Origin of the sequence: Kamptonema formosum PCC 6407 (assembly GCF_000332155.1) — a bacterium.
Classification (GTDB): domain Bacteria; phylum Cyanobacteriota; class Cyanobacteriia; order Cyanobacteriales; family Microcoleaceae; genus Kamptonema; species Kamptonema formosum.
Map to the genome: position 1 here is coordinate 1727028 of NZ_KB235903.1, position 24858 is coordinate 1751885.

General features: G+C 43.0%; 19 protein-coding genes. 11 read left to right on the forward strand and 8 right to left on the reverse strand.

Annotation, left to right across the window (positions count from 1 at the left end; genetic code table 11):
* Window positions 1-50 precede the first annotated feature (50 nt).
* The 3 genes from OSCIL6407_RS0112530 to OSCIL6407_RS0112540 form a co-directional block, all read right to left on the reverse strand.
* Window positions 51-1178 (reverse strand): esterase-like activity of phytase family protein, encoded by a 1128-nt coding sequence (locus OSCIL6407_RS0112530; protein WP_019487287.1) that lies wholly within the window; start codon window positions 1176-1178, stop codon window positions 51-53.
* Between the two features lie 6 nt (window positions 1179-1184).
* Complete coding sequence (locus tag OSCIL6407_RS0112535; protein ID WP_234708697.1) at window positions 1185-3650, reverse strand: diguanylate cyclase domain-containing protein; 2466 nt, start codon at window positions 3648-3650, stop codon at window positions 1185-1187.
* Window positions 3651-3866: 216 nt separating this feature from the next.
* Complete coding sequence (locus tag OSCIL6407_RS0112540) at window positions 3867-5450, reverse strand: TM0106 family RecB-like putative nuclease (RefSeq protein ID WP_007353360.1); 1584 nt, start codon at window positions 5448-5450, stop codon at window positions 3867-3869.
* A 101-nt stretch (window positions 5451-5551) separates the two neighbouring features.
* On the opposite strand from OSCIL6407_RS0112540, the gene OSCIL6407_RS0112545 reads away from it, so the two are divergent.
* Window positions 5552-6751 (forward strand): aminotransferase class V-fold PLP-dependent enzyme, encoded by a 1200-nt coding sequence (locus OSCIL6407_RS0112545; RefSeq protein WP_007353361.1) that lies wholly within the window; start codon window positions 5552-5554, stop codon window positions 6749-6751.
* Between the two features lie 44 nt (window positions 6752-6795).
* Here the strand turns inward: OSCIL6407_RS0112545 and OSCIL6407_RS0112550 are convergent, their stop codons facing one another.
* Both OSCIL6407_RS0112550 and OSCIL6407_RS0112555 read right to left on the reverse strand, forming a co-directional pair.
* The gene (locus OSCIL6407_RS0112550) at window positions 6796-7170 is read right to left on the reverse strand and encodes a hypothetical protein (protein WP_007353362.1); all 375 of its coding nucleotides are present in this window, start codon (window positions 7168-7170) and stop codon (window positions 6796-6798) included.
* A complete protein-coding gene (locus OSCIL6407_RS0112555) occupies window positions 7170-7538 on the reverse strand; it encodes a hypothetical protein (RefSeq protein ID WP_007353363.1) in 369 nt (122 codons plus the stop codon). Before OSCIL6407_RS0112555 ends, OSCIL6407_RS0112550 begins: the two co-directional genes overlap by 1 nt.
* A gap of 83 nt (window positions 7539-7621) precedes the next feature.
* On the opposite strand from OSCIL6407_RS0112555, the gene OSCIL6407_RS0112560 reads away from it, so the two are divergent.
* Complete coding sequence (locus OSCIL6407_RS0112560) at window positions 7622-8725, forward strand: precorrin-6A/cobalt-precorrin-6A reductase family protein (RefSeq protein ID WP_007353364.1); 1104 nt, start codon at window positions 7622-7624, stop codon at window positions 8723-8725.
* A gap of 3 nt (window positions 8726-8728) precedes the next feature.
* On the forward strand, window positions 8729-9145 hold the full coding sequence (locus OSCIL6407_RS0112565; protein ID WP_007353365.1) for a secondary thiamine-phosphate synthase enzyme YjbQ: 417 nt from the start codon (window positions 8729-8731) through the stop codon (window positions 9143-9145).
* Here the strand turns inward: OSCIL6407_RS0112565 and OSCIL6407_RS0112570 are convergent.
* Together OSCIL6407_RS0112570 and OSCIL6407_RS34240 are read right to left on the reverse strand one after the other, a co-directional pair.
* Window positions 9127-9348, reverse strand: a complete 222-nt coding sequence (locus OSCIL6407_RS0112570; protein ID WP_007353366.1) for a hypothetical protein — start codon at window positions 9346-9348, stop codon at window positions 9127-9129. The genes OSCIL6407_RS0112565 and OSCIL6407_RS0112570 overlap by 19 nt on opposite strands.
* Window positions 9349-9410: 62 nt before the next feature.
* On the reverse strand, window positions 9411-9557 hold the full coding sequence (locus OSCIL6407_RS34240) for a hypothetical protein (RefSeq protein ID WP_007353367.1): 147 nt from the start codon (window positions 9555-9557) through the stop codon (window positions 9411-9413).
* Window positions 9558-9799: 242 nt separating this feature from the next.
* Between OSCIL6407_RS34240 and asnS the strand changes: the two genes are divergently transcribed.
* Genes asnS through OSCIL6407_RS0112605 form a run of 6 tightly spaced genes read left to right on the forward strand, consistent with a single transcriptional unit; the run spans window position 9800 to window position 20280 of the window.
* A complete protein-coding gene (gene asnS / locus OSCIL6407_RS0112580; protein ID WP_007353368.1) occupies window positions 9800-11191 on the forward strand; it encodes an asparagine--tRNA ligase in 1392 nt (463 codons plus the stop codon).
* A gap of 44 nt (window positions 11192-11235) precedes the next feature.
* The gene (gene kaiC, locus OSCIL6407_RS0112585; RefSeq protein WP_007353369.1) at window positions 11236-12948 is read left to right on the forward strand and encodes a circadian clock protein KaiC; all 1713 of its coding nucleotides are present in this window, start codon (window positions 11236-11238) and stop codon (window positions 12946-12948) included.
* 37 nt (window positions 12949-12985) lie between these two features.
* Window positions 12986-13300 (forward strand): circadian clock KaiB family protein, encoded by a 315-nt coding sequence (locus OSCIL6407_RS0112590; protein WP_007353370.1) that lies wholly within the window; start codon window positions 12986-12988, stop codon window positions 13298-13300.
* Window positions 13301-13339: 39 nt separating this feature from the next.
* Window positions 13340-13711: a circadian clock KaiB family protein gene (locus OSCIL6407_RS0112595; RefSeq protein ID WP_007353371.1), complete on the forward strand. Its 372-nt coding sequence runs from the start codon at window positions 13340-13342 to the stop codon at window positions 13709-13711.
* Between the two features lie 27 nt (window positions 13712-13738).
* Entirely contained in the window at window positions 13739-19336 is a 5598-nt protein-coding gene (locus tag OSCIL6407_RS0112600) for a PAS domain S-box protein (protein ID WP_007353372.1), read from the forward strand.
* Window positions 19333-20280: a diguanylate cyclase gene (locus tag OSCIL6407_RS0112605; RefSeq protein ID WP_007353373.1), complete on the forward strand. Its 948-nt coding sequence runs from the start codon at window positions 19333-19335 to the stop codon at window positions 20278-20280. The genes OSCIL6407_RS0112600 and OSCIL6407_RS0112605 overlap by 4 nt, the downstream gene beginning before the upstream one ends.
* Before the next feature lie 115 nt (window positions 20281-20395).
* Here OSCIL6407_RS0112605 and OSCIL6407_RS0112610 read toward each other — a convergent pair whose 3' ends face one another.
* Window positions 20396-21430: a hypothetical protein gene (locus tag OSCIL6407_RS0112610; protein WP_007353374.1), complete on the reverse strand. Its 1035-nt coding sequence runs from the start codon at window positions 21428-21430 to the stop codon at window positions 20396-20398.
* 82 nt (window positions 21431-21512) lie between these two features.
* Here OSCIL6407_RS0112610 and OSCIL6407_RS0112615 point away from each other — a divergent pair, with 82 nt between their 5' ends.
* Together OSCIL6407_RS0112615 and OSCIL6407_RS0112620 are read left to right on the forward strand one after the other, a co-directional pair.
* On the forward strand, window positions 21513-22079 hold the full coding sequence (locus OSCIL6407_RS0112615; RefSeq protein ID WP_007353375.1) for a YIP1 family protein: 567 nt from the start codon (window positions 21513-21515) through the stop codon (window positions 22077-22079).
* A gap of 295 nt (window positions 22080-22374) precedes the next feature.
* Window positions 22375-24834 (forward strand): ATP-dependent Clp protease ATP-binding subunit, encoded by a 2460-nt coding sequence (locus OSCIL6407_RS0112620; RefSeq protein WP_019487288.1) that lies wholly within the window; start codon window positions 22375-22377, stop codon window positions 24832-24834.
* The last annotated feature ends 24 nt before the right edge of the window (window positions 24835-24858 follow it).

Sequence of the window (24858 nt, forward strand, 5' to 3'; positions counted from 1 at the left end):
TTTAAAGTTTTAAGGCACAATTTCTATTATGCCTATCTAGCCACAACTTGTCAAGGGGTTTGCTGAAAATTTATTCCGAACCCCAAAATCTGGGTAAATTGCAGGGGGTTGAAGTTATTGTCGCTCACCAAGAGGAGCGATCGCCTCCCATCCGCCAGCAAGGGCCCCAAGGTCAAACCCTCCAGATTATCCAGCCTCAGATTGAGTTCTTTTAAGTCCAGCAGCAGCCTCTTCTGAGCAGGGGAGACTTGGGAGAGGCGATTTTTGAGGCTGTCGATCGCCTGAATATTGTCCGCTTTTTCCAAAGAAACGTCAAATATCCTAATTGTAACGCCGTTTGCTTGGGAAAAGGCTCGCTCTAAACTCAGCAGGCGATCGTCTGCGATCGCGACTAAATCCACTAAACCATTAGTAATAAAACTTCCCGGCGGATTAGGCTCACCAACCAAGGGTTCTGTAATATATACAAACTCTTTTTCTGGCTGATTACTAACCAAATTATAGCGCAAAATCCGGCAAGGCGTACCTGTTTGACTCGTAGGGACATCGCCATCTTGAACCAAAGCATTTTCTGTAGCTGTAAACAGATATTTTCGATCGGGAGTTACCGCCAAACTTTCCAAAGCCAAGTTATTACGGACACCGACATCGCCCTTAGCATTGGGCAAAAATTTATCAGGGATTGGTAGCGTTTTTAATAGCTTACCTGTCAGTGAAAAGGCCTTAATAAAAGGAGAAATTTTGCGCTCAGTATCTCCCTCGGAAGAGACAAAGACACTATCTCTACTAAAAGCAATTCCCTCGGAATCAAGACTCAAAGGAGCAAAAGGTTTGCCATTTTCATCTAACAGTGTAGTCACGCCTACAAATTTCACTCTCTCCGGTTTCAGCTTACCAGAACTCAAATCAATTTTCAGAGTGTAAAATCGAGCAGCAGCCTTTTGACTGCGGTCATCAGAAATAGCATAATAAACTTGTTTACTAGCATCATAAGTAATGCCTGAAAGTCCCCCTAATTCCGTGTTCTGAAACTTTAAGCCAGTCGAAAATGTTGCTTCTCCGATAGAATCGACTCCTGCGATCGTCAAAGGTAGGGCGGGCAAACCCATAACAATAGTTAAACTCAATCCTATTAACAAACAATAGAGCCAAGGCAGAAACTTGAGGGTTTTGATCATGTCAAATTAGCACGGAAACCAGTATAACTCACTTCCAGAAATGGGCGACTGAGACTCACAAACTCGCCGCAAATGATTAGCTAAGCGCTCCCCCCCTAAAGGAGCTAAAATATAATCTTCCACTCCTAAAGTCCGGTCTACCCAAGGTAGGCTAAACTTAACTTTTGGACTAAGGGCAACAATTGGAACTTCCTGAAGTTGCGGGTAATGGCGAAGTTCTTCAGCCCAGGCTTTACCCTGTGTTTCTGAAACTTCTGCATAAATCAGTACCATGTCTACGAAACTGGGCAAAAATTGAGAGTGAACTGCTTCTATATTAGATAAAAATGTGACTTCAAATCCATTAACGGAAAACAATCTTTTCAGATTTCTAGAGTTGTTCGGCGGTGTACCAATGGCAACTACGCGGGTTTTTTCTAATTTATTTTCCCAGTTGTACTGCCTTGTATCTGCCCCTATTTGCCCTGAATTTAAGGGGTTATTACAGAGAGTACAATTGGGAATATTGTAGGCACTTCCTTCCGATACTGGAATAGGCAAATTGCAGCGGGCGCACTGGATAACTGTACAGTTTCCTCCTAGAAAATTGCCAAAGCAATCAATATCTCCTTCCACATAAAGCTCTCGAAAGTCCCGTCGCTGTTGTAGCTGTTTCCACAGATCCTTAAAGTCACTATGATAGCCCCAATATTCATAAACTAATCCTCGAAAAAATAGCGGGCCGCTCATGGGACTCAGAACACTTTTGCCACGACTGACATAGTAAGCAACATAGCTCATTAATAACTCTATGTTTGTATTTTTCCCCCTAGTTTTTTGATGGCTTGGTATAGGATTACTAACTGGATTTGGGGAAGGGAGAGGGATCTGGGGAATCAAAGCATGGTTATGATTTCTGGTCGAGCTCAATATCCTTGCTGTTTTCGCCTGAGAAAGGGCTAGTTCTGCATCCGCAATCAATTGATTAGCAGAGGATTTAGCGTCAGGAATAGTGCTAGCAACTCCGTAACTGAGAGTGACGTATTTACCGATCTGAGAATTGGTATGCGGGATTTCTAATGCTTTTACCCGAAAGCGGATTTCTTCTACAATTAGTACAGCATTTTCCGCCTCTGCATTTGGTAAAATCGCTGCAAATTCTGTGTCGCTGTAACGAGCTACTAAAGCACCTAAACGGTTCACATTAGAACGAATTGTAGTGGCGATTTGTTTCAGAGTGCGATTGCCTGCTTGATAACCGTAGGTGTCATTATATTTTTTGAAAAAGTCTATCTCCCAAATAATCAGAGACAAAGGTATTTTTTCCTGTATTGCTCGCTGCCACTCTGATAGAAAATATTCGTCGAAGCGGGAACGGTTAGGAACCAAGGTAACGGGATCTAATAAAGTTAGTTGCTGCAATTTTTCCTGCGCTACTTGCAACTGCTGATTTAGATCTGATTGCTGAATCGCGATCGCGATTTGAGTTGCCATTCCTTTGAGCAAGTCTATCTCTGATTGTTGCCACTGTCGGGGTGTCGAACATTGATGCACAATTAACAATCCCCAGAGTTGATTGGAGATGGGAAATTCTGACTCTGGACTGTTTTGCAAAATTGGTACTGCCAGCCTTGCTTTGATATTAAAAAATGTTAGTAATTGCAGCAGCCGCAGATCTAGTCCGGCATGGCGGATATCGGTAATGGCCAAAGATTCTCCTTGCTGATACTTTTGAAGGTATTTTTTTTCTAAAATAGAGGGATAGTGAATAATAAATTCCAGCATGGAAGGGAAACCCAAACCTACTGCCTCTGCAACGGCTGAACCGTTCCCGTCTTTAAAAAAACGGTGGATAATTACTCTATCGGCTTGCAGAAATTCCCGCAATTCTGTAACTGTGCTATTAAAATTTTCCTTCAGGTTTAATGACTGGCGAATTCGATCTTGCATCGCTCCAATTAGCCGATCTCGATCGCACTGTTGCTCTCGCAATTTTTCTACTTGTTTGCTCTCAGTAAGGTCGCGGATAATATTTAATATGATTTTTTCTTCGCCGAGTTCTATGCTTTGGGCGGTGATTTCGATGGGAAATACGCTCCCGTCTTTGCGGATGTGAACCGTTTCAAAAGTAATGGCTTCCTTGTCTACTTTTGCCATTTGCTCAGCAAAGCTATCCAAGTTATCAGAAACTTGTAAATGCTGAATATTTAAAGAAAGCAATTCTTCAGGCTCATAACCGTAAGCCTTGAAAGCGGCATTATTCGCTTCAGTAATTCTCCCATCAAGCTGAGTAAATAAAATTAGATCGCGAGTATTTTCCGAAAGCAGTTTATAGCGTTTTAATGTCTCTTCTACATAACTATGTTTGCTGAGAGTGTTGCTAAAACCGTAGGGCATTTCCTGATTGCAGTGTCTGCACAACCAGTAAAGTTTTCCGAGGCGGACATGGGACAGCAAAGGGTAGGAACATAAGGGGCAAACATATTCACTCATAATATATAATTGTGATTGTGAATTGATTGTGAATCTAAAGGTGTTTTTTTAATCCGCAGCTAAGCGGCTGCTCCTGCAATTATTATCACTTGAAACTCATAAAAAATTACTATAAGTTTACAAACTTTTAATAAACTCAAAGAAACTTTGTGTATAAAAACTTTTTTAAAGATTTTATGAAGGCAAAAAAGCTAATTCTCGATCGCTAACAAATAATTAAATATTCTGTAAAAAGCTTGCTAACCAATCCTTAACATGGTAGGTGGCGCGGCAGTCATCCTCATTATAACGGACGATCGCATCGAGAAATGCGCGATCGCCCGTTTTTAACCACTCATCATACCAGCAGACGCACTGAGCTCCATTCGCTTTAGCGTCGCGCCACTCAAAACCCATCCAACGGGCAATGGGTTTGAGAGCATAACTATCTACTGGCAAGGTGACAGTTTGCGTCACCTGTTTGTGAATATCGACAAAACGTTTGAGCACTGGTTGCCACTGGTAAGCTGGAGTTTTGTAGCATCGCGCTAACCGCTTGACAGTTTGAATTTCGTAGTCGCAAAAATGAAAAATGGGAGCGATGGGATAACTCCAAACTAAGTCTAAAAATTGCTGCCAGATTAAACCTTCATCAGCGGGTGTTTCTGCTAGAAAAGCATGATAAGTCTCTGTGTTTTTAGACCGATCTACTACTAATACACCTTGCAGATAATCTAAATTTAGCTCTGGTTCTGCTTCGAGATCGAAGTATATTTCTACTGGGGTGGTAGTTAAAAAATTAGATGGGTAATTTGGTCTTGATAATGGGGAAGTAGGAGTTGGAAAGAGGGAATTAGGAATTAGGTTTTCTGAACTTCCATTTTCGGCGATCGAATTTCTGATCGTTGCTTGATTTTGCAGTTTTGATTGAGCTTGCTGCACCAACTGCGCTGCTATTGGGCCCTCAAATTCCCGGTAAGTAATTAACAATTCAGGATTTGCTAAAGCCAGAGATTCGACTGTAGTTAAATTAAGATTTTGCAGTTGAGCATAACGTGCAGGTGTGACTCCCGGCAAGAGAGAAAGGTGTTTTTTTGATTCGGCAATCCCATAACAACTGGTATACCAGCGGCAAAGATTGCATTTCTGACGAGAAATAAACATCTCTGGGTCGTTTTTTTCTTCAAACATCTGAATGCAATGTTTTAAGATTTCCTGCATTTGAGGCAACCGCTGCCACAAATTCACCGCATAAGGCCCTTTTTCTCGCAGAATTAACCATGCAGTATCGGGCATTACCCCCTGTGCCGACGCTAGCACCTGAGCATGAAAAGCACTAACAATTTGATAGTCAAGTTTGGGTCGCTTGGCGATCCAAATGTCAGCAGGAGCATACATCCAATCGCCAAGATCCGAATCCCCCGGCTGTTTTACTAGCAAGTGGGGACGGCTGAGTAAGGCAATATTTGAAGGAAGAAATGAGGGATTTACTATATTGGAAAATTCCGAATTTTCGATCGATTCTGATAAATTTTCCGATTTCTCATGCTGCAAAAGCACTCCTCGATAAATGCGATCAACGCCTTGGCGCATTAAACTTAAAGTAGCTTCTGTACCTGCTACCCAATCTCCATGAGGATAGTATGGTTGATGATATGCTTGCTGTTCTACAATTGTTTGGCGATAAGTTAAGCTATCGCGGATCAGTTTCAGCAGAAAATCGCTGGCTGGGTCTAATTGGTTGATATCTCCGTAAGCATCTAAAAATGCTCGGCGATTGCAGCGTTGGTAGTTAAGAAGTTGTTTATCTGTTATCAACATTTAGGGGATAATATGGATGTTAGCTTTTAATTTTAGATTGGGTGGATAGCTTATTCTTAAGGTTAACTGACTGCTGGACAAAAATATCAGGGATAACACCAATGACAAATTCAAAATTAGCAGCTCATCGGCAGCATTTTCCAGCTTTAGCTAATAAAGCTTATTTTAACTATGGGGGACAGGGCCCGCTGCCCCAGATGTCTTTAGAGGCTATCAAGCGATCGTATGAATGCGTGCAGCAAATGGGGCCTTTTTCTAGGGAGGTCAATGCTTGGGTGACAGGGGAGGCGATCGCAACACGATCGGCGATCGCATCTGAGTTAAATGTCCCAGCGGAGGCGATCGCACTAACGGAGGATGTCACCGTCGGCTGCAATATTGCTTTTTGGGGCATTGACTGGAAGCCTGGAGATCACCTGTTGCTGTCGGATTGCGAGCACCCTGGTATTGTAGCAACTGCGATGGAACTTCAGCGCAGATTTAATATTGAAATCTCTACTTGTCCGCTAATGGCAACTTTGAATCAGGGAGATCCGGCGGCGGTTATTGCTCAACATTTGCGACCAAATACTCGCCTATTAGCAATCAGTCATATTTTGTGGAATACGGGTCAAGTTTTACCTCTAGATGAGATCGTTAAAGTTTGCCATGATTCTCCTGTTTCTACTCTTAAAAATGGGATGGTCAGAGTGTTAGTAGATGCAGCTCAATCAGTGGGAGTATTGCCTTTGAATTTGATTAATTCTGGCGTAGATTTCTATGCTTTCACGGGTCATAAATGGTGGTGCGGGCCAGAAGGTTTGGGGGGACTGTATGTAAGTGCTGAGGCTTTGCCAGATTTGTATCCAAGTTTTATTGGTTGGCGTTCAATTGTTATGGATAAAACTGGTAATCCTACTGGTTGGAAAGGGGGAGCGCAGCGTTATGAAGTGGCAACTTCTGCCTATCCTTTATATGCAGGTTTGCGGGAAGCGATCGCACTTCATCACCAGTGGGGAACTATTGAGGAACGCTATCAAGAAATCTGCCGTTTGAGTGGGTATCTTTGGGAGCGCTTATCTGAGATCGATGGCGTTAATTGTCTGCGGAAGTCACCGCCAGCAGCGGGTTTAGTTGCTTTTGAATTGACTAATGGAAAACCCCACGATCGGCTAGTAGATTTTTTGTATCAACAGAATTGTATGGTGCGGACAATTCTCTCGCCTGACTGCGTGCGGGCTTGCGTTCATTATTTTACTACGGAGTCAGAAATTGATAAATTAGTTGACGCGATCGCTAGTCAAATAGTATATTTTATATGAGATAATCGCTTTTTTACTCAGTCTAAAGAAGGATTGCCTCATTATCAAAGGTTTTGTAAATTGGAGATAACTTTCGCTGCCAATTTTAAAGACCTCCTAGTAATAACTGGTAAGTTAGCAACCGTATCGTCATAATCTGCCAGGTTGCGATTATATCGGATACGATCCAGAGCTTCACCTATCTGTTGGCGAATAGGGTCAGAACTATTCTGAAATTGCTTAATCACGTACTCATGAGTATTTTTGCGCGGAATCGAAAGACCCATTGTATCGCGCAAGTGATTTCGTGCTTGAATGAAAGCACTGTAGTATGCTCTACTAATAGCTGAACGTAACCGCGATTCCTGAGTAGCAGAAATCTGAGCTTTTCCAGCCAATTGTTGAGCTAAAGCGAGATATTCCGACCAATTAAAACTCATTACTCCAGATTGGTAAACATTTTATGTTGCGAACGCCGCGAAGCATTAAGCCACCAAGCATTATCTAATTCCCAAAGCCTGTCAACTGACTCATCAGCATCAATGTCTGTAGCAATCAAGAGTACCAGTTTATCATCATCGGTCGATGAGCTTTCTGGATCTATCGCCATATCTAAAATTAGTGCATCGCTGGGAAAATAATAGCGAATCTCGTCGGGCGCTTCCAATAAAACTGGAATCAAAAAAGGATATTCCTCAATAAACTTCAACACCTCCGATCGATTTCTGAGAGTATAAAGTTTTTCAATCTGCTCTATTTCACCTGGATCAATATTAACTGTGGACGTTGTACTGATTTGTACTGTCATCTTACATCTCCCCCAATATATTTATTTACACAAATACCATTCTATTATATCATAGTATATAAACATAAAGCTTGATTAATCTTATGCCTAGACCAGCGTTATATATAGCCATCACCAATCACGGATTCGGCCATGCTGTCCGCGCCTCATCCATTGCCGGAACAATTCAGAAATTATATCCAGATATTTTATTAATTATGGTGACAACTGCACCGAGATGGTTGTTAGAATCTTACATCACAGGCGATTTTATTCACCGCCCCCGTGCCTTTGATGTTGGAGTTGTGCAATCTGATAGCTTGAATATGGATCGAGGTCTTACGCTGGAAAAATTACAAGAACTTCGCACCCAACAGCGGTCAATTATAGCTAGTGAAGTTGATTTTATTAAGCAAAATCGCGTGGGATTAGTGCTTGCTGATATCCCCCCTTTAGCTGCTCCCATTGCTAAAGCGGCGGGCATTCCTTGCTGGATGCTGAGTAACTTTGGCTGGGACTTTATCTATCGCGATTGGGGCGGTGAATTTATAGAAATAGCAGATTGGATTAGCGAATGTTTTAGCAAGTGCGATCGCCTATTTCGTCTGCCTTTACATGAACCAATGAGCACTTTTCCTCACATTGAGGATGTCGGGTTAACTGGCGGCGATCCTCGCTATAATCTAGATGAACTTAAGGAGAAATTTGGCATCAAAGCACCTATTGAAAAAACAGTATTGCTTACCTTCGGCGGCTTGGGTTTAGAACAAATACCCTACCACAATTTACAACAATTTCCCGATTGGCAATTCATCAGTTTTGACCCTCAAGCACCCGCTTTACCAAACTTGATAAATATTAATAACAGGGATTCCCAAAAATCTACTTTAATCCCCTTTCGCCCCATTGATTTTATGCCGCTATGTGGGCGGTTAATTTCTAAACCAGGATACAGCACTTTTTCAGAAGCTTTGCGCGTGGAAATACCGATAGTTTCTCTCACGCGGGAAGGGTTTGCAGAATCTCCAGTGTTATTAGAAGGCATTCAGAATTATGCTCACCATCAAATTATATCAAATTCTGATTTTTTTGAGAGTAACTGGGAATTTCTGCGACAATCTTTGCAACCGCCACGCTTATCGGATAAATTAGATAAATACGGGACTGAAACAATTGCACAATCTGTAGTTAATTATTTTCAACACTAAACCATGACTCACTATCAACAGTTAATCAGAATTCAAACCGCTGGTAAATCTCTATGTAACATCACTTCCAAGGTAGAAGATGCAGTAGTTAAATCAGGTGTTAAAATAGGACTTTGTACTCTATTTTTGCGTCACACTTCTGCTAGCTTGGTAATCCAAGAAAATGCCGATCCTGATGTGTTGCGAGATTTAGCTAACTTTTTAGCTAAGATTGTGCCAGAAGGGCCTTATTACATTCACGATGCCGAAGGGCCAGACGATATGCCGGCACATATTCGTACTACTTTAACTCATACTTCGGAACAAATTCCGATTTCACAAGGGAGATTGGTATTAGGAACTTGGCAAGGTATTTATTTATGGGAACATCGACAGCGAGGAAATATGCGGGAAGTTGTTGTTCACATTAGCGGTGATTGAGGAAAATTGAGCGCGATCGCAATCTGTACTTCACTCATTTTAATAGATTCTGGAGTCATGGGCGAATTATAAAATAATCGGCGCGGTGGCCCCACAACTTCATATTCAGGATGTTGTTCTAACCAATCTTTTAACTTTTGCAAATTAGTTTCGTAGCTTTCCCAAGTATAAGCACCTTGCACGCCGATACTGACAACAGTCATCTGCTGATTATCTATTACCTTTCATATTTCTTTCGATATCAAGGTTGACATTGACTATTATATTACCAAGGGCGATCGCGTTGATTTAGCTTTGCGATCGCATCATTAACCTTACCTCGAAAGACGTTTCCCGATTGATAATCTTGTTTTCCTTGTGCAATATTAGCAGCAATTTCAGTAAGACGGCGATCGCTAAGTCTCCGGTACATGATGACAAGTAGAGTGGTTTGTTCATCAGTAGACAAGGTTTAGATCGCGTCTAAAATACTGTCAAATGTTAAAGTTTGCATGGTGAATTAGTTTTGACCGTGATGATGGCTATGTCTTATCTCACTCGATCCTACTTTTAAGGATTCTCACTGAAGCTATTTAGAAGGCACTCTATAGGGAGTATAATATTTATAATCGAATAAAACAGATACAACCTCAATCGATCCCACTCTTAAAAAATATGACAACACAACGGATTGCAGTCCTTCTGCGAAATGGTCAACCTGACGAAAATGTAACAGTTCAAGGTTGGGTTCGCACCAAGCGGGAATTGAAAGAATTTACCTTTGTCGAAGTTAACGACGGCTCAGCAATGGCTAATTTACAAGTAGTAATCAATCTAAATTTACCAAACTATGAGCACATTGTCAAGCAATTAAATACAGGTGCATCCGTCGAAGTCACGGGAGTATTAGTTGCGTCCCCAGCCAAGGGACAAAGAATAGAATTGAAAGCCTCGGCGGTGACAGTTTACGGCGATGCAGATCCGCAAACTTATCCATTGCAGAAAAAACGTCATTCCTTTGAATTTTTGCGGACGATCGCGCACTTGCGATCGCGCACAAATACCTACAGTGCTGTATTTCGCGTCCGTAACGCCTGCGCTCATGCCGTCCACCAATTTTTTCAAGAACGCGGTTTTCTCTGGGTTCACACTCCAATTATCACCGCTAGCGACTGCGAAGGCGCAGGGGAAATGTTCAGCGTTACTAACTTTGATTTGAAAAATATTCCCCGCAACGATCGAGAACAAATTGATTTTACCAAAGACTTTTTTGGCAAACCAGCTTATCTCACAGTTAGCGGCCAATTAGAAGCCGAAGTTATGGCGATGGCCTTCGGGAATGTCTACACCTTTGGCCCGACTTTCCGAGCCGAAAATTCCAATACTTCCCGCCATTTAGCCGAGTTTTGGATGATAGAGCCAGAAATGGCATTCTGCGACTTAGAAGGCGATATGGATTTAGCCGAAGCCTTCCTAAAACACATTTTTAAATATGTGTTGGAAACTTGCCAGGAAGATATCGAATTTTTCAACGAGAGGATTGACAAGACAGTTTTGGCAACGGCTGAAAACATTATTAACAATCAGTTTGAGCGGATTACTTATACCGAAGCAGTCAGGCTTTTGGAACAAGCAGATAAGCAATTTGAATTTCCCGTAAAATGGGGTTTGGATTTGCAATCAGAACACGAGCGCTATTTAGCAGAAGAACTGTTTAAAAAGCCCACAATCGTCACCGACTATCCAGTAGAAATTAAAGCATTTTATATGCGCTTGAGCGACGATGAAAAAACAGTGCGGGCAATGGATGTTTTAGCGCCAAAAATTGGAGAAATCATCGGCGGTTCCCAGCGGGAAGAAAGATTAGATGTACTCGAACGACGCATCGAAGCGCAGGGAATGAATAAAGAGGATTTGTGGTGGTACTTAGATTTACGGCGCTATGGTACAGTGCCTCATGCAGGGTTTGGTTTAGGATTTGAAAGGGTAGTGCAGTTTATGACAGGAATGGGGAATATTAGAGATGTAATTCCTTTTCCCAGAGCACCTTTGACGATCGATTTTTAGATTTGAGATTTAGAATACTTGATGACTTAATTCAATCAGCCAAAATGACTCAACTCAATCAGAAAAAAACAAGCAAGTCCACCAATATCCAATTACCCAAATGTCCCACTGGAATTCAGGGACTAGACGAAATTACTGGAGGCGGACTACCCAAAGGACGACCGACGTTGGTTTGTGGTTCTGCTGGCTGCGGTAAAACTCTGCTAGGAATGGAATTTCTAGTTCGTGGCGCGACAGAATACGGCGAACCAGGGGTATTTATATCCTTTGAAGAAACCGTAGAAGAGCTCACTCAAAATGTCACTTCTTTGGGGTGGGATTTAGATCGATTGGTAGCCGAAAAAAAGCTCAGCATTGACTGTTTGTATATCGATCCTTCCGAAATTCAAGAAACTGGTGAATACGATTTAGAAGGGATCTTCATTCGCTTGGGCTATGCGATCGATAGCATTGGTGCCAAACGGATAGTTCTAGACACGATTGAAGTTTTGTTTTCCGGTTTATCCAATACTGGCATTGTCCGAGCAGAACTCCGCCGTTTGTTTCGTTGGCTCAAAACCAAAGGTGTTACTGCTATTATCACAGGTGAACGAGGTGATAATAGCCTAACTCGTCAAGGCATAGAAGAATACGTCTCTGATTGCGTTATTCGTTTGGATCAGCGAGTTTATGAAGAACTCTCTACCAGGCGGCTGCAAATTTTTAAATATCGAGGTTCTCAACATGGTAGTAACGAATATCCTTTCTTAATAGAAGAAAATGGTATTTCTGTCTTACCAATTACCTCCATTGGACTAAATCATAACGTTTCTAGCGATCGCATCTCCAGTGGCATCCCCCGCCTAGATGCCATGCTGGGAGGAGAGGGTTACTTTCGCGGTAGTAGCATTTTGATCACGGGGATGGCTGGGACAGGCAAAAGTACGATCGCTGCTGCTTTTGCCGCCGCCACCTGTCAGCGCGGAGAAAAGTGCCTGTATCTCGCCTTTGAGGAAGCCCCCCAACAAATTCTCCGTAACATGAGATCGATCGGTATGGATTTAGAGCGTTATATTCAACAGGAATTGCTACAGATTCAAGCATTACGTCCTACCGCTCATGGTTTAGAAGTACATTTAGTACAAATTCATCGATGGATCAACTATTTTCAGCCTACTACCGTCATCATCGATCCGATCAGCAACCTAACTTTAACTGGCAGTCTTCTGCAAGTTAAAGCCTTCTTTATGCGCGTAATTGACTACTTAAAATCGCAACAAATCACAGTGTTGATGAACAACCTAATTAGTGGCGGAACTCCCCTGGAAAATACAGAGATCGGGATTTCTTCGCTGATGGATACCTGGCTAGAAGTGCGGGTAATTGAAAGCAACGGCGAGCGCAATCGCATCCTGCAAGTCATCAAGTCTCGCGGGATGGAACACTCAAACCAGGTGCGAGAATTCCGATTAACAAGTCAAGGCGTGGAATTGGTAGATGTTTACTTAGGACAGGACAAGGTACTAACTGGAACCGCCAGGGCAATTCAGGAGTTAGCGGATAAACAAGCAACTATACGACGACAGCAAGAAATTGCTAACCGACGGCGAGATTTAGAACAGCAACGACAATTAATTCAGACTCAAATTACTACATTACAGATGCAGATGGAGGCAGAAAAAGCAGAAGTCGATCGCCTAAATCAAGAGGAGAATATGAATAAAGTCGGGTTTCTTCAGGATCAAAGGATCATCGCGCAACTTCGTCGGGCTGATTAACCAGTTACCACATTTAGAAAACAGGGAAATAGCCATTATGAATCAACATAGCGAACTGAATTCACCTAAATTAGAGAGATGGGAACTGCGACTGTACATTGCCGGCCAGACTCCCAAATCAGTGAGAGCCTTTGCTAACCTGAAAAAGCTCTGTGAAGAATACCTCCACGCTCAATATCGAATTGAAGTTATTGATTTATTACAGAACCCGGAGTTAGCGAAGCAAGATCAAATTCTGGCAATTCCAACCCTAGTGCGAAAACTGCCGCAACCGATTCGGCAAATCATTGGGGATTTATCTAATCAGGAAAAAGTTTTAGTAGGACTTGATATCGCAAAGGTTGAAGAATGAAAAAACACTCTGAACACAGACAGTTGAGAGGAAATAGTAATGGTAAATGAAGTACCGCCGGAAGACAATCAGCTACTGCAAGAAGACAACAATAATTTGATGGCAAATTTTGAACAAGCAATCGCGGAACTGGAACAGCAACATTACTGTCTCCGCTTATATATTGCCGGCACAACTCCCCGTTCGACGAGGGCGCTACAACGGATCAAATCTATCTGTGAAACCTATTTACAAGGACGATATGACTTAGAAGTGATTGATGTTTATCAGTCTTCAGAACAAATGCACCTAGATAACATCGTTGCCATCCCCACCTTAATCAAGCAACTGCCTCTCCCCCTGCAACGTATGATTGGGGATCTGTCCGATACCGAAAAAGTGTTGTTTGGGTTAGATATTGTACCTAAATAAAATACTCTCTTAACCCTGGTACTTACAATGGAAGATACTAATAAATCAAAAACAGAACTGTTAGCTGAAATTCAATCTTTGCGCGAACGGCTGACCGCAAGCGAGGATATCGTGCGAGCGATTCAGCAAGGGGAAGTAGATGCGTTAGTTATTTCTACCGCCCAGGGTCGAAAAGTTTTTACCCTCCAGAGTGCTGACCTATCCTACCGACTGTTAGTTGAGGAGATGCAACAAGGGGCTGTAGTCCTTTCGACCGATGGGCTAATTTTGTACTGCAATAAAAGTTTTTCCAATTTATTGAAACAACCGTTAGAGAAGCTGATTGGTTCATATTTTCAATTCTTAATTTCCCCCCATGACACCCCTCTATTTCAGGCACGAGTTCAACAAGCAGAAATGGGCGATCGGCATCCTGTAGAAATGTTTCTGCTCGCCCGCGATGGCGTTGAAATTCCTGTCTACCTATCCATCAATCCTCTGATCCTTGATGACTCCCCGATCAACTGTCTTGTAATTACTGATTTAACTGAACAAAAGCGCCATGAAAAGACTATTGCCTCGGAAAAACTGGCGCGTTTAATTCTAGAGCAGGCGGGAGAAGCAATTCTCGTCTGTGACCATACCGGACAAATTATTCGTGCTAGTGCAATTGCCCAACAACTCTGGGGAGAAAATCTACTATTTCAACCCTTTGATAGACTGGGAATTTTCAGTTTTTTTCAATCCAATTTTTCCTTAGTTATAAGCCAGGAAAAAATCTTATCAGCGGCAGATATTGCCCGTAATTCCCCGGTTAAAGTTCCCTTTTCAATTACACCCGTGCTGCATGGAGAAACCTATAAGGGGCTTGAGGTTGAATTTGAACGCCGGGATGGACAAGTTTTAAATCTGGTCTTAAATGCTCGCCCTCTAGCTGACCAGGACAATAACTTTAGAGGAGCAGTTGTAATTCTTACTAATATTACTCAACGCAAACAGGCTGAGAATGCCTTGCAAGCAGCCAAGAAAGATCTAGAAATAAAAGTTGTAGAGCGTACCCAGGAATTGCAGGTAGCAAACTATCGCTTACAACTAGAACTCTTGGAACGGGAAAGACGAGAGAAAATCCTTCAAGACCAAGCACAATTAATCGATTTAGCTCACGATGCCATTCTGACTGTCGATTTGAACGATGCCATTACTTTTTGGAATCACGGTGCGGCCGTATTGTATGGCTTTTCTCAAACCGAAGCTTTGGGAAAAACTCTAGCACAATTGCTGTCAACCAACTTTCCTAAGCCCTTAACAGAAATCAAGAAAGAACTATTTGAATATGGGCGTTGGGAAGGCGAACTTATCCAACAGAGAGGAGATGGTACATTAATATTTGTCGCTAGCCGTTGGACAGTGCAACGGGATTTAGCAGGTAAACCGAAAGGAATCATGAAAATTAACGCAGATATTACTAAAAGTAAGCAAGCAGAAAAAGCGTTAATTTATTCTAGTTTACGGCTATCTAAAATTTTAGATATTGCTAAAGATGCGATTATTTCAGTTGACGATCTTCAAACAATTACTCTATTTAATAAAGGAGCAGAAAAGATTTTTGGCTATACGGCTGCTGAGGTATTGGGAAAATCGTTGACTTTGTTATTACCTTCTCGGTTTGACTCTGTTTATAGCGAGAAATTTACTAATGTTCCTCAGTCTGATGAGAAAACCCGCAGGATGGAAGAGCGGAATGAAGTTTTTGGTCGCCGCAAAGATGGTACTGTATTCCCGGCTGAAGCTTCTATTTCTAAGCTGGAATTGAATGGAGAAAAAATATACACTGCCATTCTGCGCGATATTTCAGAACGCAAGATTGCTGAAACATCACTGAGAGAGCGAGAAGAACGCTTTCGCAAAGTTTTTGAAGAAGGGCCAATTGGCATGGCAATTGTTGGTTTGGATTATCGGTTTATTAAAGTTAATCCAATGCTGTGCCAGATGATCGGGTATACAGAATCCGAACTCCTTGCACTGACATTCTCCAATATTACCCATCCCGATGATTTAGAAATAGATGTACAATTAGCACAGCGATTGTTTAAAGGAGAGGTACCGTTTTACAAAATTGAAAAACGTTATTTAAAAAAGAACCAAGAAACTATTTGGGTTTCGCTAACAGGTTCTATCGTTCGCGATCGAGATGGCCAGCCTATTTACTATATAGCGATGATTGAGGACATCACCAATCGCAAACGGGCAGAAAAATCTCTGCAACAATATGAGCGAATCGTATCTACCACCCTCGATGGCATTGTACTTCTTAACCGCGATTATATTTATCAAATTGCTAATCCAGCTTACCTGTCTTGGTACAACAAATCTTCTCACGAAATTATCGGACATTCAGTGAAGGATATTGTGGGTCAAGAGGTGTTTGAAAATTTGAGTCCTGCGCTAGAGCAAGCTTTAGCGGGAGAAACTATTCAGTTTGAAAAATTGTTTGAGCATTTGCCAGGGGGAAAAAAATTTCTGAGCGTTACTTTTACACCTTATTTTGCAGTAGAACAAGAGATCTCAGGAGTCCTGATTAGCCTGCGCGATCTTACTAAACTTAAAGAAGCAGAGAATTCTTTACAGCAGAGCGAATCAACGCTGCGGAGTTTCTTCAACAGTGGTGCAATGCCGATGGGTATTGTTGAACTCCATAACGGAGATATCTTGCACATTTCCGATAATTGGGCGGCGGCTCAGTTTTTTGAGAGTACCCCAGAAGCTATGCAAAATCAGTTTGCTAGTGCGCTGGGATCGCCACCAACCACTATAGAGCAATGGACTACCTATTACCAACAATCTCAACAAATTCAAGCTCCCGTTCGATTTGAACATTTCTATGAGACTTCGACAAAGCAAGGATGGCTTTCTGTGAGTGTTTGCCCGATCGAACTTAGTCCCAGTGGATATCCCCGATTTTGCTATGTGGCTAAAGATATTACCGATCGCAAACGCGCCGAAGCTGCTTTAGCCAAAAGTGAGGAACAACTGCGATTGACGTTGGATTTTACTCATATCGGCACTTGGGACTGGAACGTGCATACCAATGAAGTGAACTGGAATGACAACCATTTTCGTTTGCTAGGAGTAGAACCACAACAAGCAAGCGATCCTTATCAGCTATGGCGCAAAGCAATTCATCCAGAGGATCTGGACAGAATCGAACAGGCGTTATCAAATGCGCTATTCCAGCATACTGACTATGAAGCTGAATACCGGGTTGTCTATCCCGATGGTACAGTTCGCTGGCTGGTGGGGAAAGGACGCGGGATCTATAACGAAGCGGGTGAACCGCTGAAAATGCTGGGGGTAATTTTCGATGTCAGCGATCGCAAACTTGCAGAACAAACGTTAGAACTTCAGGCTGTGATTACCCGCAGCATGGCGGAAGGCATTTGTCTAGTAAGAGCCGATAATGGATTAATTATCTATGCAAATCCTAAATTTGAGCAGATGTTTGGTTATGATGCTGGGGAAATGAACGGTCAGCACGTTGCGATCGTGAACTATGGCAATGAACAGATAGAGCCCGAAGAGGTAAATCAAGCCATTCGCACTGCTGTTTTACAAAATGGGGAATTTGCATATCAAGTTCATAATGTCAAGAAAGATGGTACTCCATTTTGGTGTAGTGCAACTTGTTCTGTATTTAAGCATCCTGAATATGGCGATGTTATGGTCGCAGTCCATCAAGATATCACCGATCGCACACAAGCAGAAGCAGCTTTGCGCGAGAGTGAAGAAAAGTTTCGTCAGTTTGCAGAGAATATTCAGGATGTGTTCTGGATGACAGACAACCAAACGCAACAACTTCTTTATGTGAGCCCTGCTTATGAAATTATTTGGCAACGTAGTTGTGAAACCCTCTATTCAAACCCATTAAATTGGTTAGCGACTATTCACCCAGACGATCGCCCACAAGTCGAAGCTGCGTATATTGAACAGCAAAAAACAGGAATTTACGATCGAGAATATCGGATTGTGCGACCCGACAATTCCATCCGCTGGATTCGCGATCGCGGATTTCCGATTAGAGACGAAGCCGGCAACATCATACGGATGACTGGCATTGCCGAAGACATTAGCGATCGCAAGCAAACTGAAGTAGAACTCGCTGCTGCTAAAGAAGCGGCCGTTGCGGCCAACCGTGCTAAAAGTGAATTTCTTGCCAATATGAGCCACGAAATTCGCACCCCCATGAATGCTATTCTAGGTTTTAGTGACTTGTTACAAGGATCGATCTCTGACCCCCAACCTCGTGCCTATCTTAACTCAATTGCTGCCAGTGGCAGAACGTTACTTGCCCTGATTAATGATATACTCGATCTTTCCAAAATCGAAGCAGGTAAGCTACAACTCCAATACGAACCAGTTGATGTGCGATCGCTAGTTCGGGAAATTCAAGAAATTTTAGACCCGAAAGCCCTTAAAAAAAGTTTGTCTCTCCTAGTAGAAATCGATGAAAACGTACCCACAGCCATTCTATTTGACCCCATACGCCTGCGCCAAATTCTGTTCAACACAGTTGGTAACGCCCTGAAGTTTACAGAGGCAGGATTTGTCAAAATATCTGTACGCGCACAATTAGATCTATCCCCTAGCTCGAATCGAGTACAGATAGAAATTACCATCGCAGATACCGGGATTGGCATTTGCTTAGAGCAACAACACAGTATTTTTGAAGCCTTTAAACAAAGTGAAGGACAAAGCACTCGTAAATATGGGGGTACAGGTTTAGGTTTAGCGATTACTAAACGTCTTACAGAAATGCTCGGTGGTACAGTCAGGCTCGAAAGCGAATTGGGCAAAGGGAGTGCCTTTACTTTTATCTTCCCCAATCTGACGATTACAGCAATAGAAACGCGATCGGTTGTGCCTTCAAAATTAGATGAAGATTTGAATCAATTGGGAACTGCAACTGTGCTAGTGGTGGATGATGTTCAATATAACCTCGATTTGATTGCGGGATATTTTGCAGGTAGCAAACACCGCCTGTTGTTTGCACAAGATGGACAAGAAGCGATCGAAATCGCGCAAAGAAATTGCCCCGATGCGATTCTAATGGACTTGTGGATGCCGAACATGGACGGACTACAAGCGATACAATTGCTGAAACAAAACAAAAGAACTCAAAATATTCCCATTTTGATCGTAACTGCCGTTTTGCGACTAGAGGACGAAATTACTGTGCGTCCTCTCTCCCAAGGATTCTTACGCAAACCCGTTAGCCGTTCCCAACTTGTCTCAGCGTTAAAGCAAATTTTACCCCAGGAAACTAATTATTTTACCATTGATGAAGCGCCCATAAATCCTACCCAAAACGAGCGAATTCAAGCAAATTCCAAAGCCTTGGCAAAGCTTCCAGAATTAGTTGAAAAACTCCGCCAAGAAGAAGAAAGCACTTGGTTAGAATTGTGTAAAACAATGAAACGGCGAGATATCCAAATCTTTAGGGAACGTTTGAGAGAGTGGGCGCACGAATACCAATGTCAAGCACTCCTCGACTATACGACGACCTTAGAAAGTCAGCTAGAAACCTTTAACTGGGAGCTATTGCCTAAGACCATAGAAAAATTCCCCGAAGTGAGACTTCAATTATTATGACATCATTCAAACCAGAAAACTGCTTGATTTTAGTCGTCGATGATGTTACTGAGAATCTGCAATTAATTGCTTTAATTCTAGAAAAAAGAGGTTATGAAACCACTTTTGCTACTAGCGGAAAGCAAGCTTTAGAGCGCGTTCAAACTGCCAATCCCGACCTAATATTATTAGATTTTATGATGCCACACATGAATGGCTTGGAAGTTTGCGAACAACTGAAAGCTAATCCTGATGTAGCAGAAATACCGATCATTTTTCTCACTGCTAGCCACGAGCAAGAGCATTTAATCCAAGCCTTTGAAAAAGGAGCAGTTGATTACATTACCAAACCCTTTAGTACAGCAGAGCTACTCGTCCGGGTGCGAACGCACTTAGAGTTAAAATATATGCGAGAGCAATTGAAAAAGTCGTTACAGGAGCAAGCACAATTAACTAAAGAGTTACAAAATTTAGCTAATACAGATCCATTAACTGGAGTGTGGAACCGTCGTTATTTGTTAACTTTATGTGAGGCAGAGATCGAGCGAGCTTGCCGATACAATCATTTGTTTTCTGTATTAATGCTGGATCTAGATCGCTTCAAACAAATTAACGATATTTACGGGCACTCTGTAGGAGATGAAGTGCTGATTGGGATGACAAAGATTGTCAAAAATTCTTTAAGAAAAGTAGATTTTTGGGGACGGTTTGGGGGAGAAGAATTTGTAGTAATTCTACCAGAAACTAATCTGGATTCTGCCGTAGACGTGGCTGAACGTATCCGCGCTACCCTGGAAAAGACAGAGTTTCCGATTCAAGAAAAACAGGTGAAAATTACAGTTAGTATTGGAGTCTCTACCTATCAATTGGAGGATCAAAAGATCGATCTGGTACTTCAACGAGCTGACAAGGCGCTTTATCAAGCCAAAAATCAAGGGCGCAACCGAGTTGTTGGCGATCGATAAAGCAACCGCTTTCGGCGGTTAGGGGCTAGGGCGTGTTTTCTTGCCTCGTTGTATCCTAGAAAATAGGTAAAAAATAGGCGATCGCGAATCTAAATCCTGAGTAATCAACCACATCTTACGGAGACTTCCGATCCGACCAAATTGGTAATTTGTTAACTTTTTTCAGGATTAAATCTACATAAGTCAAACCATTTTCTGCCCGATCTTCCCCAAAATATCCTTGGTTGCCATCGTGCTTATGAGGCCCACTAATTATTTCTGCATAACGCCCTTGTTGCCGAGCTTGATTGAATCCAGAGTTAACTAGCCATTGCCATCGCGACGGGAAAACAACCCCGCCAATATCATCAATTATATCTCTATTCCCGTGTAAATGATAGACGCGATTGACAGCATTAAAACCTACCTTCCCGGAAAAAACCCCACCCACAGAAACAACACTAATCTTAGCATTAAGCCATTCCTTAAGATAAGGAGTTGCACCTAACGCCACTTGTGCTCCACCGCTAGTACCAATTAGAATAATTTTAATAGGTTGATTTGGGGAAATTAAGATCGGGTGTTTAGCCTCCATCCGCTCGATAATTGCTGTGGCAATGCCCTGATTATAAACCTGTCCGTAGCGATAATCTAGAGAAATTGCAAATCTCCAAAGATTGCGAATTTTAATTAGTAAATCTCCACTAATAATCTTTCCCTTTGCCCGCTCAACAAACCGCCAAACAGGAGCGAACAAACGCTGCCCTCCTAAACTTTTATTGGCTGCTGAGTAAGGGAAAATATCGCCAACAGCAACGCATTCTGGATGCACGTCAACTAAAGTTTTAAGAAAGAACTCTTCTCCCGGAGTTAATTCGTCTGCCGAAAAATCGCCTACTCCGGGCAGAAAGATAATATAACAATTTAATACCCCAGAGTTAGGAATACGCTTGTTGGCAGGTGTTTCTATATTACCAGAGTTAGATCGCCCACTTTCCAGTCGATTTTTCTGTTTAAGACCTAGAGTTTCAGCACTTTGACCCAGCCACCAGACTAGAGTTCCCACTGGAGCAGTAATGCCCCATACTATCAGGATTGTAGTTGCTATGACTAAGAGCTTCAAACTGCCTCCGCGCAGCCAAATTAGTATCCACCCAGTTAACTTCAGCATTTAATCAAATCTGCTTGTAATTTGCTGTCTTAAGGCGTATTGTATCAAAGTTGTCAACTACTTCGATCATTAAGAATTTAACGTGAAAGGCAAAGATTCAACACAAGGTTTAGGCACAACTCTTAGGAATGCCTTATGTTTAAATGTCAATTTTTACGAAGATGCTGCCGATACTCCTAGAACTAAGCGGATCGCTTTAACGATTGTAATTTTAGCAGCCCTGTCTCACGTTTTAGGCAGCGCTGCGATCTTATTAATTAATCGGGCAACTCTGCCAATACTGGCGATCTCACTTTTAATTGATGGCTTCGCTGTTGTCGCTGGTTACTACTTTTGGACTTTCACGATCTCAAAAATAGCTCAGTGGCTAAAACCGAATCACGTTAGCTATAGGGAATTGCTGATTCCGATTGGATTTGCCTATGCGCCGCAAGTGCTGAATTTTTTGACGCTGATTCCGCTATTAGGACGAGCAATTGAGTTAGTATTATCTGTATGGAGTTTGCTAACTGTAATTGTGGCAGTCCGCCAAGGTTTAGATATTAGAACTCGCTGGGCAGCGTTGATTTGTTTAGTAGGTTGGCCTGTAATTCAAGTAGCGATTGGATTTGTACAGGTATTTGGACAGTTCCTTGCAAGGCAGTTTTAACAGGAGGATTTCAATATTTTTGTTGAATAGTTAGATTTTATGATATAATGCAATTCCATCTTCAACTGAGAGGGATGATGCTACTACTTATTTTAAGTAGTTGACCTCAACCAAAAGAGGGCGATCGCTACGTCAACTATTCGGCTATCCTCACTGGCTTTACCATTTAACAGCGATACATTAAAATAAAAGCAAGTACACAAAAATTAATATTATTTATTTTTTGTGGCACTCGCCCCGGCCAACCGTGAGGGGCAAATCAGCCCTAACTAAAACAGTAGGATAGGAAACATCTATGTTTGAAAGCTTTACAGAACAAGCCGTTAAGGTGATCATGCTCGCTCAGGAAGAAGCTCGCCGCCTCGGTCATAACTTCGTAGGTACTGAGCAAATCCTCCTGGGACTAATCGGCGAAGGTACTGGTATCGCCGCCAAAGTCCTCACGGAAATGGGCCTCAACATTAAAGACGTGCGGATAGAAATTCAAAAAATCATTGGCAGAGGTTCCGGCTTTGTCCCATCGGAAATTCCGTTTACACCTCGCGTCAAGCGCATTTTCGAGTCATCCCTGAACGAAGCTCGTAAACTGGGACACAACTATATCGGCACCGAGCACATCTTGCTGGGACTGATCGCAGACGATGAAGGCGTGGCGGCGAAAGTTCTAGAACAACTGGGTATCGAACGCGCTCAAGTCCGCACCCAAGTAATTCGGGCAGCAGGAGAAACTGTAGCGGTGGGTGGTGGTCGCGATCGCAATACCAAAACCCCAACCTTAGAAGAGTTCGGCACTAACCTGACCAAACTAGCAACCGAAGGCAAACTCGACCCCGTAGTGGGACGGGAGAAAGAAATCGAACGAGTGATCCAAATTCTGGGTCGCCGCACGAAAAACAATCCCGTATTAGTAGGCGAACCCGGAGTCGGCAAAACTGCGATCGCTGAAGGTATCGCCCAACGCATCGCCAACAACAGCGTTCACGAAATCCTAGAAGGCAAACAAGTCATCAGCCTAGACATGGGAGCCATGATTGCAGGTACCAAGTTTCGGGGCGAATTTGAAGAACGCCTCAAAACCATCATGCAAGAAATCTTCAACGCTGGTAACATCATCCTGTTTATCGACGAGATCCACACCTTAATCGGAGCCGGAGCCGTACAGGGGAGCATGGATGCCGCCAACATCCTCAAACCAGCCCTCGCTAGAGGTCAATTGCAGTGCGTCGGCGCAACCACCCTCGATGAATATCGCAAACACATCGAACGGGACGCAGCCTTAGAACGCCGCTTCCAGCCTGTGAAAATAGGGGAACCCAGCGTTGAAGAAACCCTAGAAATTCTGCACGGCTTGCGGTCAGCCTACGAGAAACACCACAAACTGACAATTTCCGACGCAGCTTTGGAAGCAGCGGCTACCCTGAGCGATCGCTACATCAACGATCGCTTCCTACCAGACAAAGCCATTGACCTCATCGACGAAGCAGGTTCCCGCGTTCGCGTCATGAACTCACAGCAATCGCCAGAAGTCAAAGAACTCAAGCGACAACTGCCACAAGTGACCAAAGACAAAGAAACCGCCGTCCGCGATCAAGACTTTGAACTAGCTGGAAAATTGCGCGATCGCGAACTCGAACTCCAAGGCCAAATCAAAGCCGCCTCCAGCATAAAACCAGAAGTCACAACTCTGCCGATCGTCACCGAAGAAGATATCGCCCACATCGTCGCATCTTGGACAGGCGTACCCGTCAGCAAACTCACAGAATCCGAATCTGAATTGCTGATGCACATGGAAGACACCCTCCATCAGCGCCTCATCGGTCAAGAAGAAGCCGTTAGCGCCGTTTCTCGCGCCATTCGTCGCGCCCGCGTCGGCTTGAAAAACCCCAATCGACCGATCGCCAGCTTCATCTTCTCCGGCCCCACTGGTGTTGGCAAAACCGAACTTACTAAAGCCTTAGCCGCCTACTTCTTCGGTTCCGAAGAAGCCATGATTCGACTCGATATGTCTGAATTTATGGAACGGCACACTGTTTCTAAACTGATCGGTTCTCCTCCCGGTTTTGTGGGCTACGACGAAGGCGGTCAACTAACAGAAGCAGTTCGCCGCAAACCTTACACAGTAGTCTTATTCGACGAAATCGAAAAAGCTCACCCCGATGTCTTCAATATCCTCTTACAAATATTAGAAGATGGGCGCTTAACGGATGCCAAAGGTCGCACCGTAGACTTCAAGAATACCCTGCTGATTATGACCTCAAACATCGGTTCTAAAGTCATAGAAAAAGGCGGCGGCGGTATCGGTTTCGAGTTCGCAGAAAACCAAGCAGATGCTCAATACACCCGCATTCGCTCCCTAGTAAATGAAGAACTCAAGCAACACTTCCGCCCCGAATTTCTCAACCGGCTCGATGAAATTATCGTCTTCCGTCAGTTGAATAAGGAAGAAGTCAAGCAAATTGCAGACATCATGCTGCGCCAACTTTTCAGCCGCTTAACCGAACAAGGTATGACCTTGCAAGTGACAGAAAGGTTCAAGGATCATCTAGTAAAAGAAGGCTACAATCCCAGTTACGGTGCAAGGCCTCTCCGTCGCGCCATCATGCGATTGTTGGAAGACGTACTTGCTGAGGAAATGCTTTCCGGCCGACTCAAAGAAGGAGACAGCGCGATCGTAGATGTAGATGATAATGGGGAGGTTAAGGTATTACCCACCGATCCATCACCACCTAAATTAGAATTAGCGCTCTCTCACTAAAATTAAGGGGCTAGGGGCTAGGGG

What these genes read in the sequence shown, in the direction of transcription:
- OSCIL6407_RS0112530 (WP_019487287.1), bottom strand. Translation starts at nt 1,178, where the DNA reads ATGATCAAAACCCTCAAGTTTCTGCCTTGGCTCTATTGTTTGTTAATA.
- OSCIL6407_RS0112535 (WP_234708697.1), bottom strand. Translation starts at nt 3,650, where the DNA reads ATGAGTGAATATGTTTGCCCCTTATGTTCCTACCCTTTGCTGTCCCAT.
- OSCIL6407_RS0112540 (WP_007353360.1), bottom strand. Translation starts at nt 5,450, where the DNA reads ATGTTGATAACAGATAAACAACTTCTTAACTACCAACGCTGCAATCGC.
- OSCIL6407_RS0112545 (WP_007353361.1), top strand. Translation starts at nt 5,552, where the DNA reads ATGACAAATTCAAAATTAGCAGCTCATCGGCAGCATTTTCCAGCTTTA.
- OSCIL6407_RS0112550 (WP_007353362.1), bottom strand. Translation starts at nt 7,170, where the DNA reads ATGAGTTTTAATTGGTCGGAATATCTCGCTTTAGCTCAACAATTGGCT.
- OSCIL6407_RS0112555 (WP_007353363.1), bottom strand. Translation starts at nt 7,538, where the DNA reads ATGACAGTACAAATCAGTACAACGTCCACAGTTAATATTGATCCAGGT.
- OSCIL6407_RS0112560 (WP_007353364.1), top strand. Translation starts at nt 7,622, where the DNA reads ATGCCTAGACCAGCGTTATATATAGCCATCACCAATCACGGATTCGGC.
- OSCIL6407_RS0112565 (WP_007353365.1), top strand. Translation starts at nt 8,729, where the DNA reads ATGACTCACTATCAACAGTTAATCAGAATTCAAACCGCTGGTAAATCT.
- OSCIL6407_RS0112570 (WP_007353366.1), bottom strand. Translation starts at nt 9,348, where the DNA reads ATGACTGTTGTCAGTATCGGCGTGCAAGGTGCTTATACTTGGGAAAGC.
- OSCIL6407_RS34240 (WP_007353367.1), bottom strand. Translation starts at nt 9,557, where the DNA reads ATGTACCGGAGACTTAGCGATCGCCGTCTTACTGAAATTGCTGCTAAT.
- asnS (WP_007353368.1), top strand. Translation starts at nt 9,800, where the DNA reads ATGACAACACAACGGATTGCAGTCCTTCTGCGAAATGGTCAACCTGAC.
- kaiC (WP_007353369.1), top strand. Translation starts at nt 11,236, where the DNA reads ATGACTCAACTCAATCAGAAAAAAACAAGCAAGTCCACCAATATCCAA.
- OSCIL6407_RS0112590 (WP_007353370.1), top strand. Translation starts at nt 12,986, where the DNA reads ATGAATCAACATAGCGAACTGAATTCACCTAAATTAGAGAGATGGGAA.
- OSCIL6407_RS0112595 (WP_007353371.1), top strand. Translation starts at nt 13,340, where the DNA reads ATGGTAAATGAAGTACCGCCGGAAGACAATCAGCTACTGCAAGAAGAC.
- OSCIL6407_RS0112600 (WP_007353372.1), top strand. Translation starts at nt 13,739, where the DNA reads ATGGAAGATACTAATAAATCAAAAACAGAACTGTTAGCTGAAATTCAA.
- OSCIL6407_RS0112605 (WP_007353373.1), top strand. Translation starts at nt 19,333, where the DNA reads ATGACATCATTCAAACCAGAAAACTGCTTGATTTTAGTCGTCGATGAT.
- OSCIL6407_RS0112610 (WP_007353374.1), bottom strand. Translation starts at nt 21,430, where the DNA reads ATGCTGAAGTTAACTGGGTGGATACTAATTTGGCTGCGCGGAGGCAGT.
- OSCIL6407_RS0112620 (WP_019487288.1), top strand. Translation starts at nt 22,375, where the DNA reads ATGTTTGAAAGCTTTACAGAACAAGCCGTTAAGGTGATCATGCTCGCT.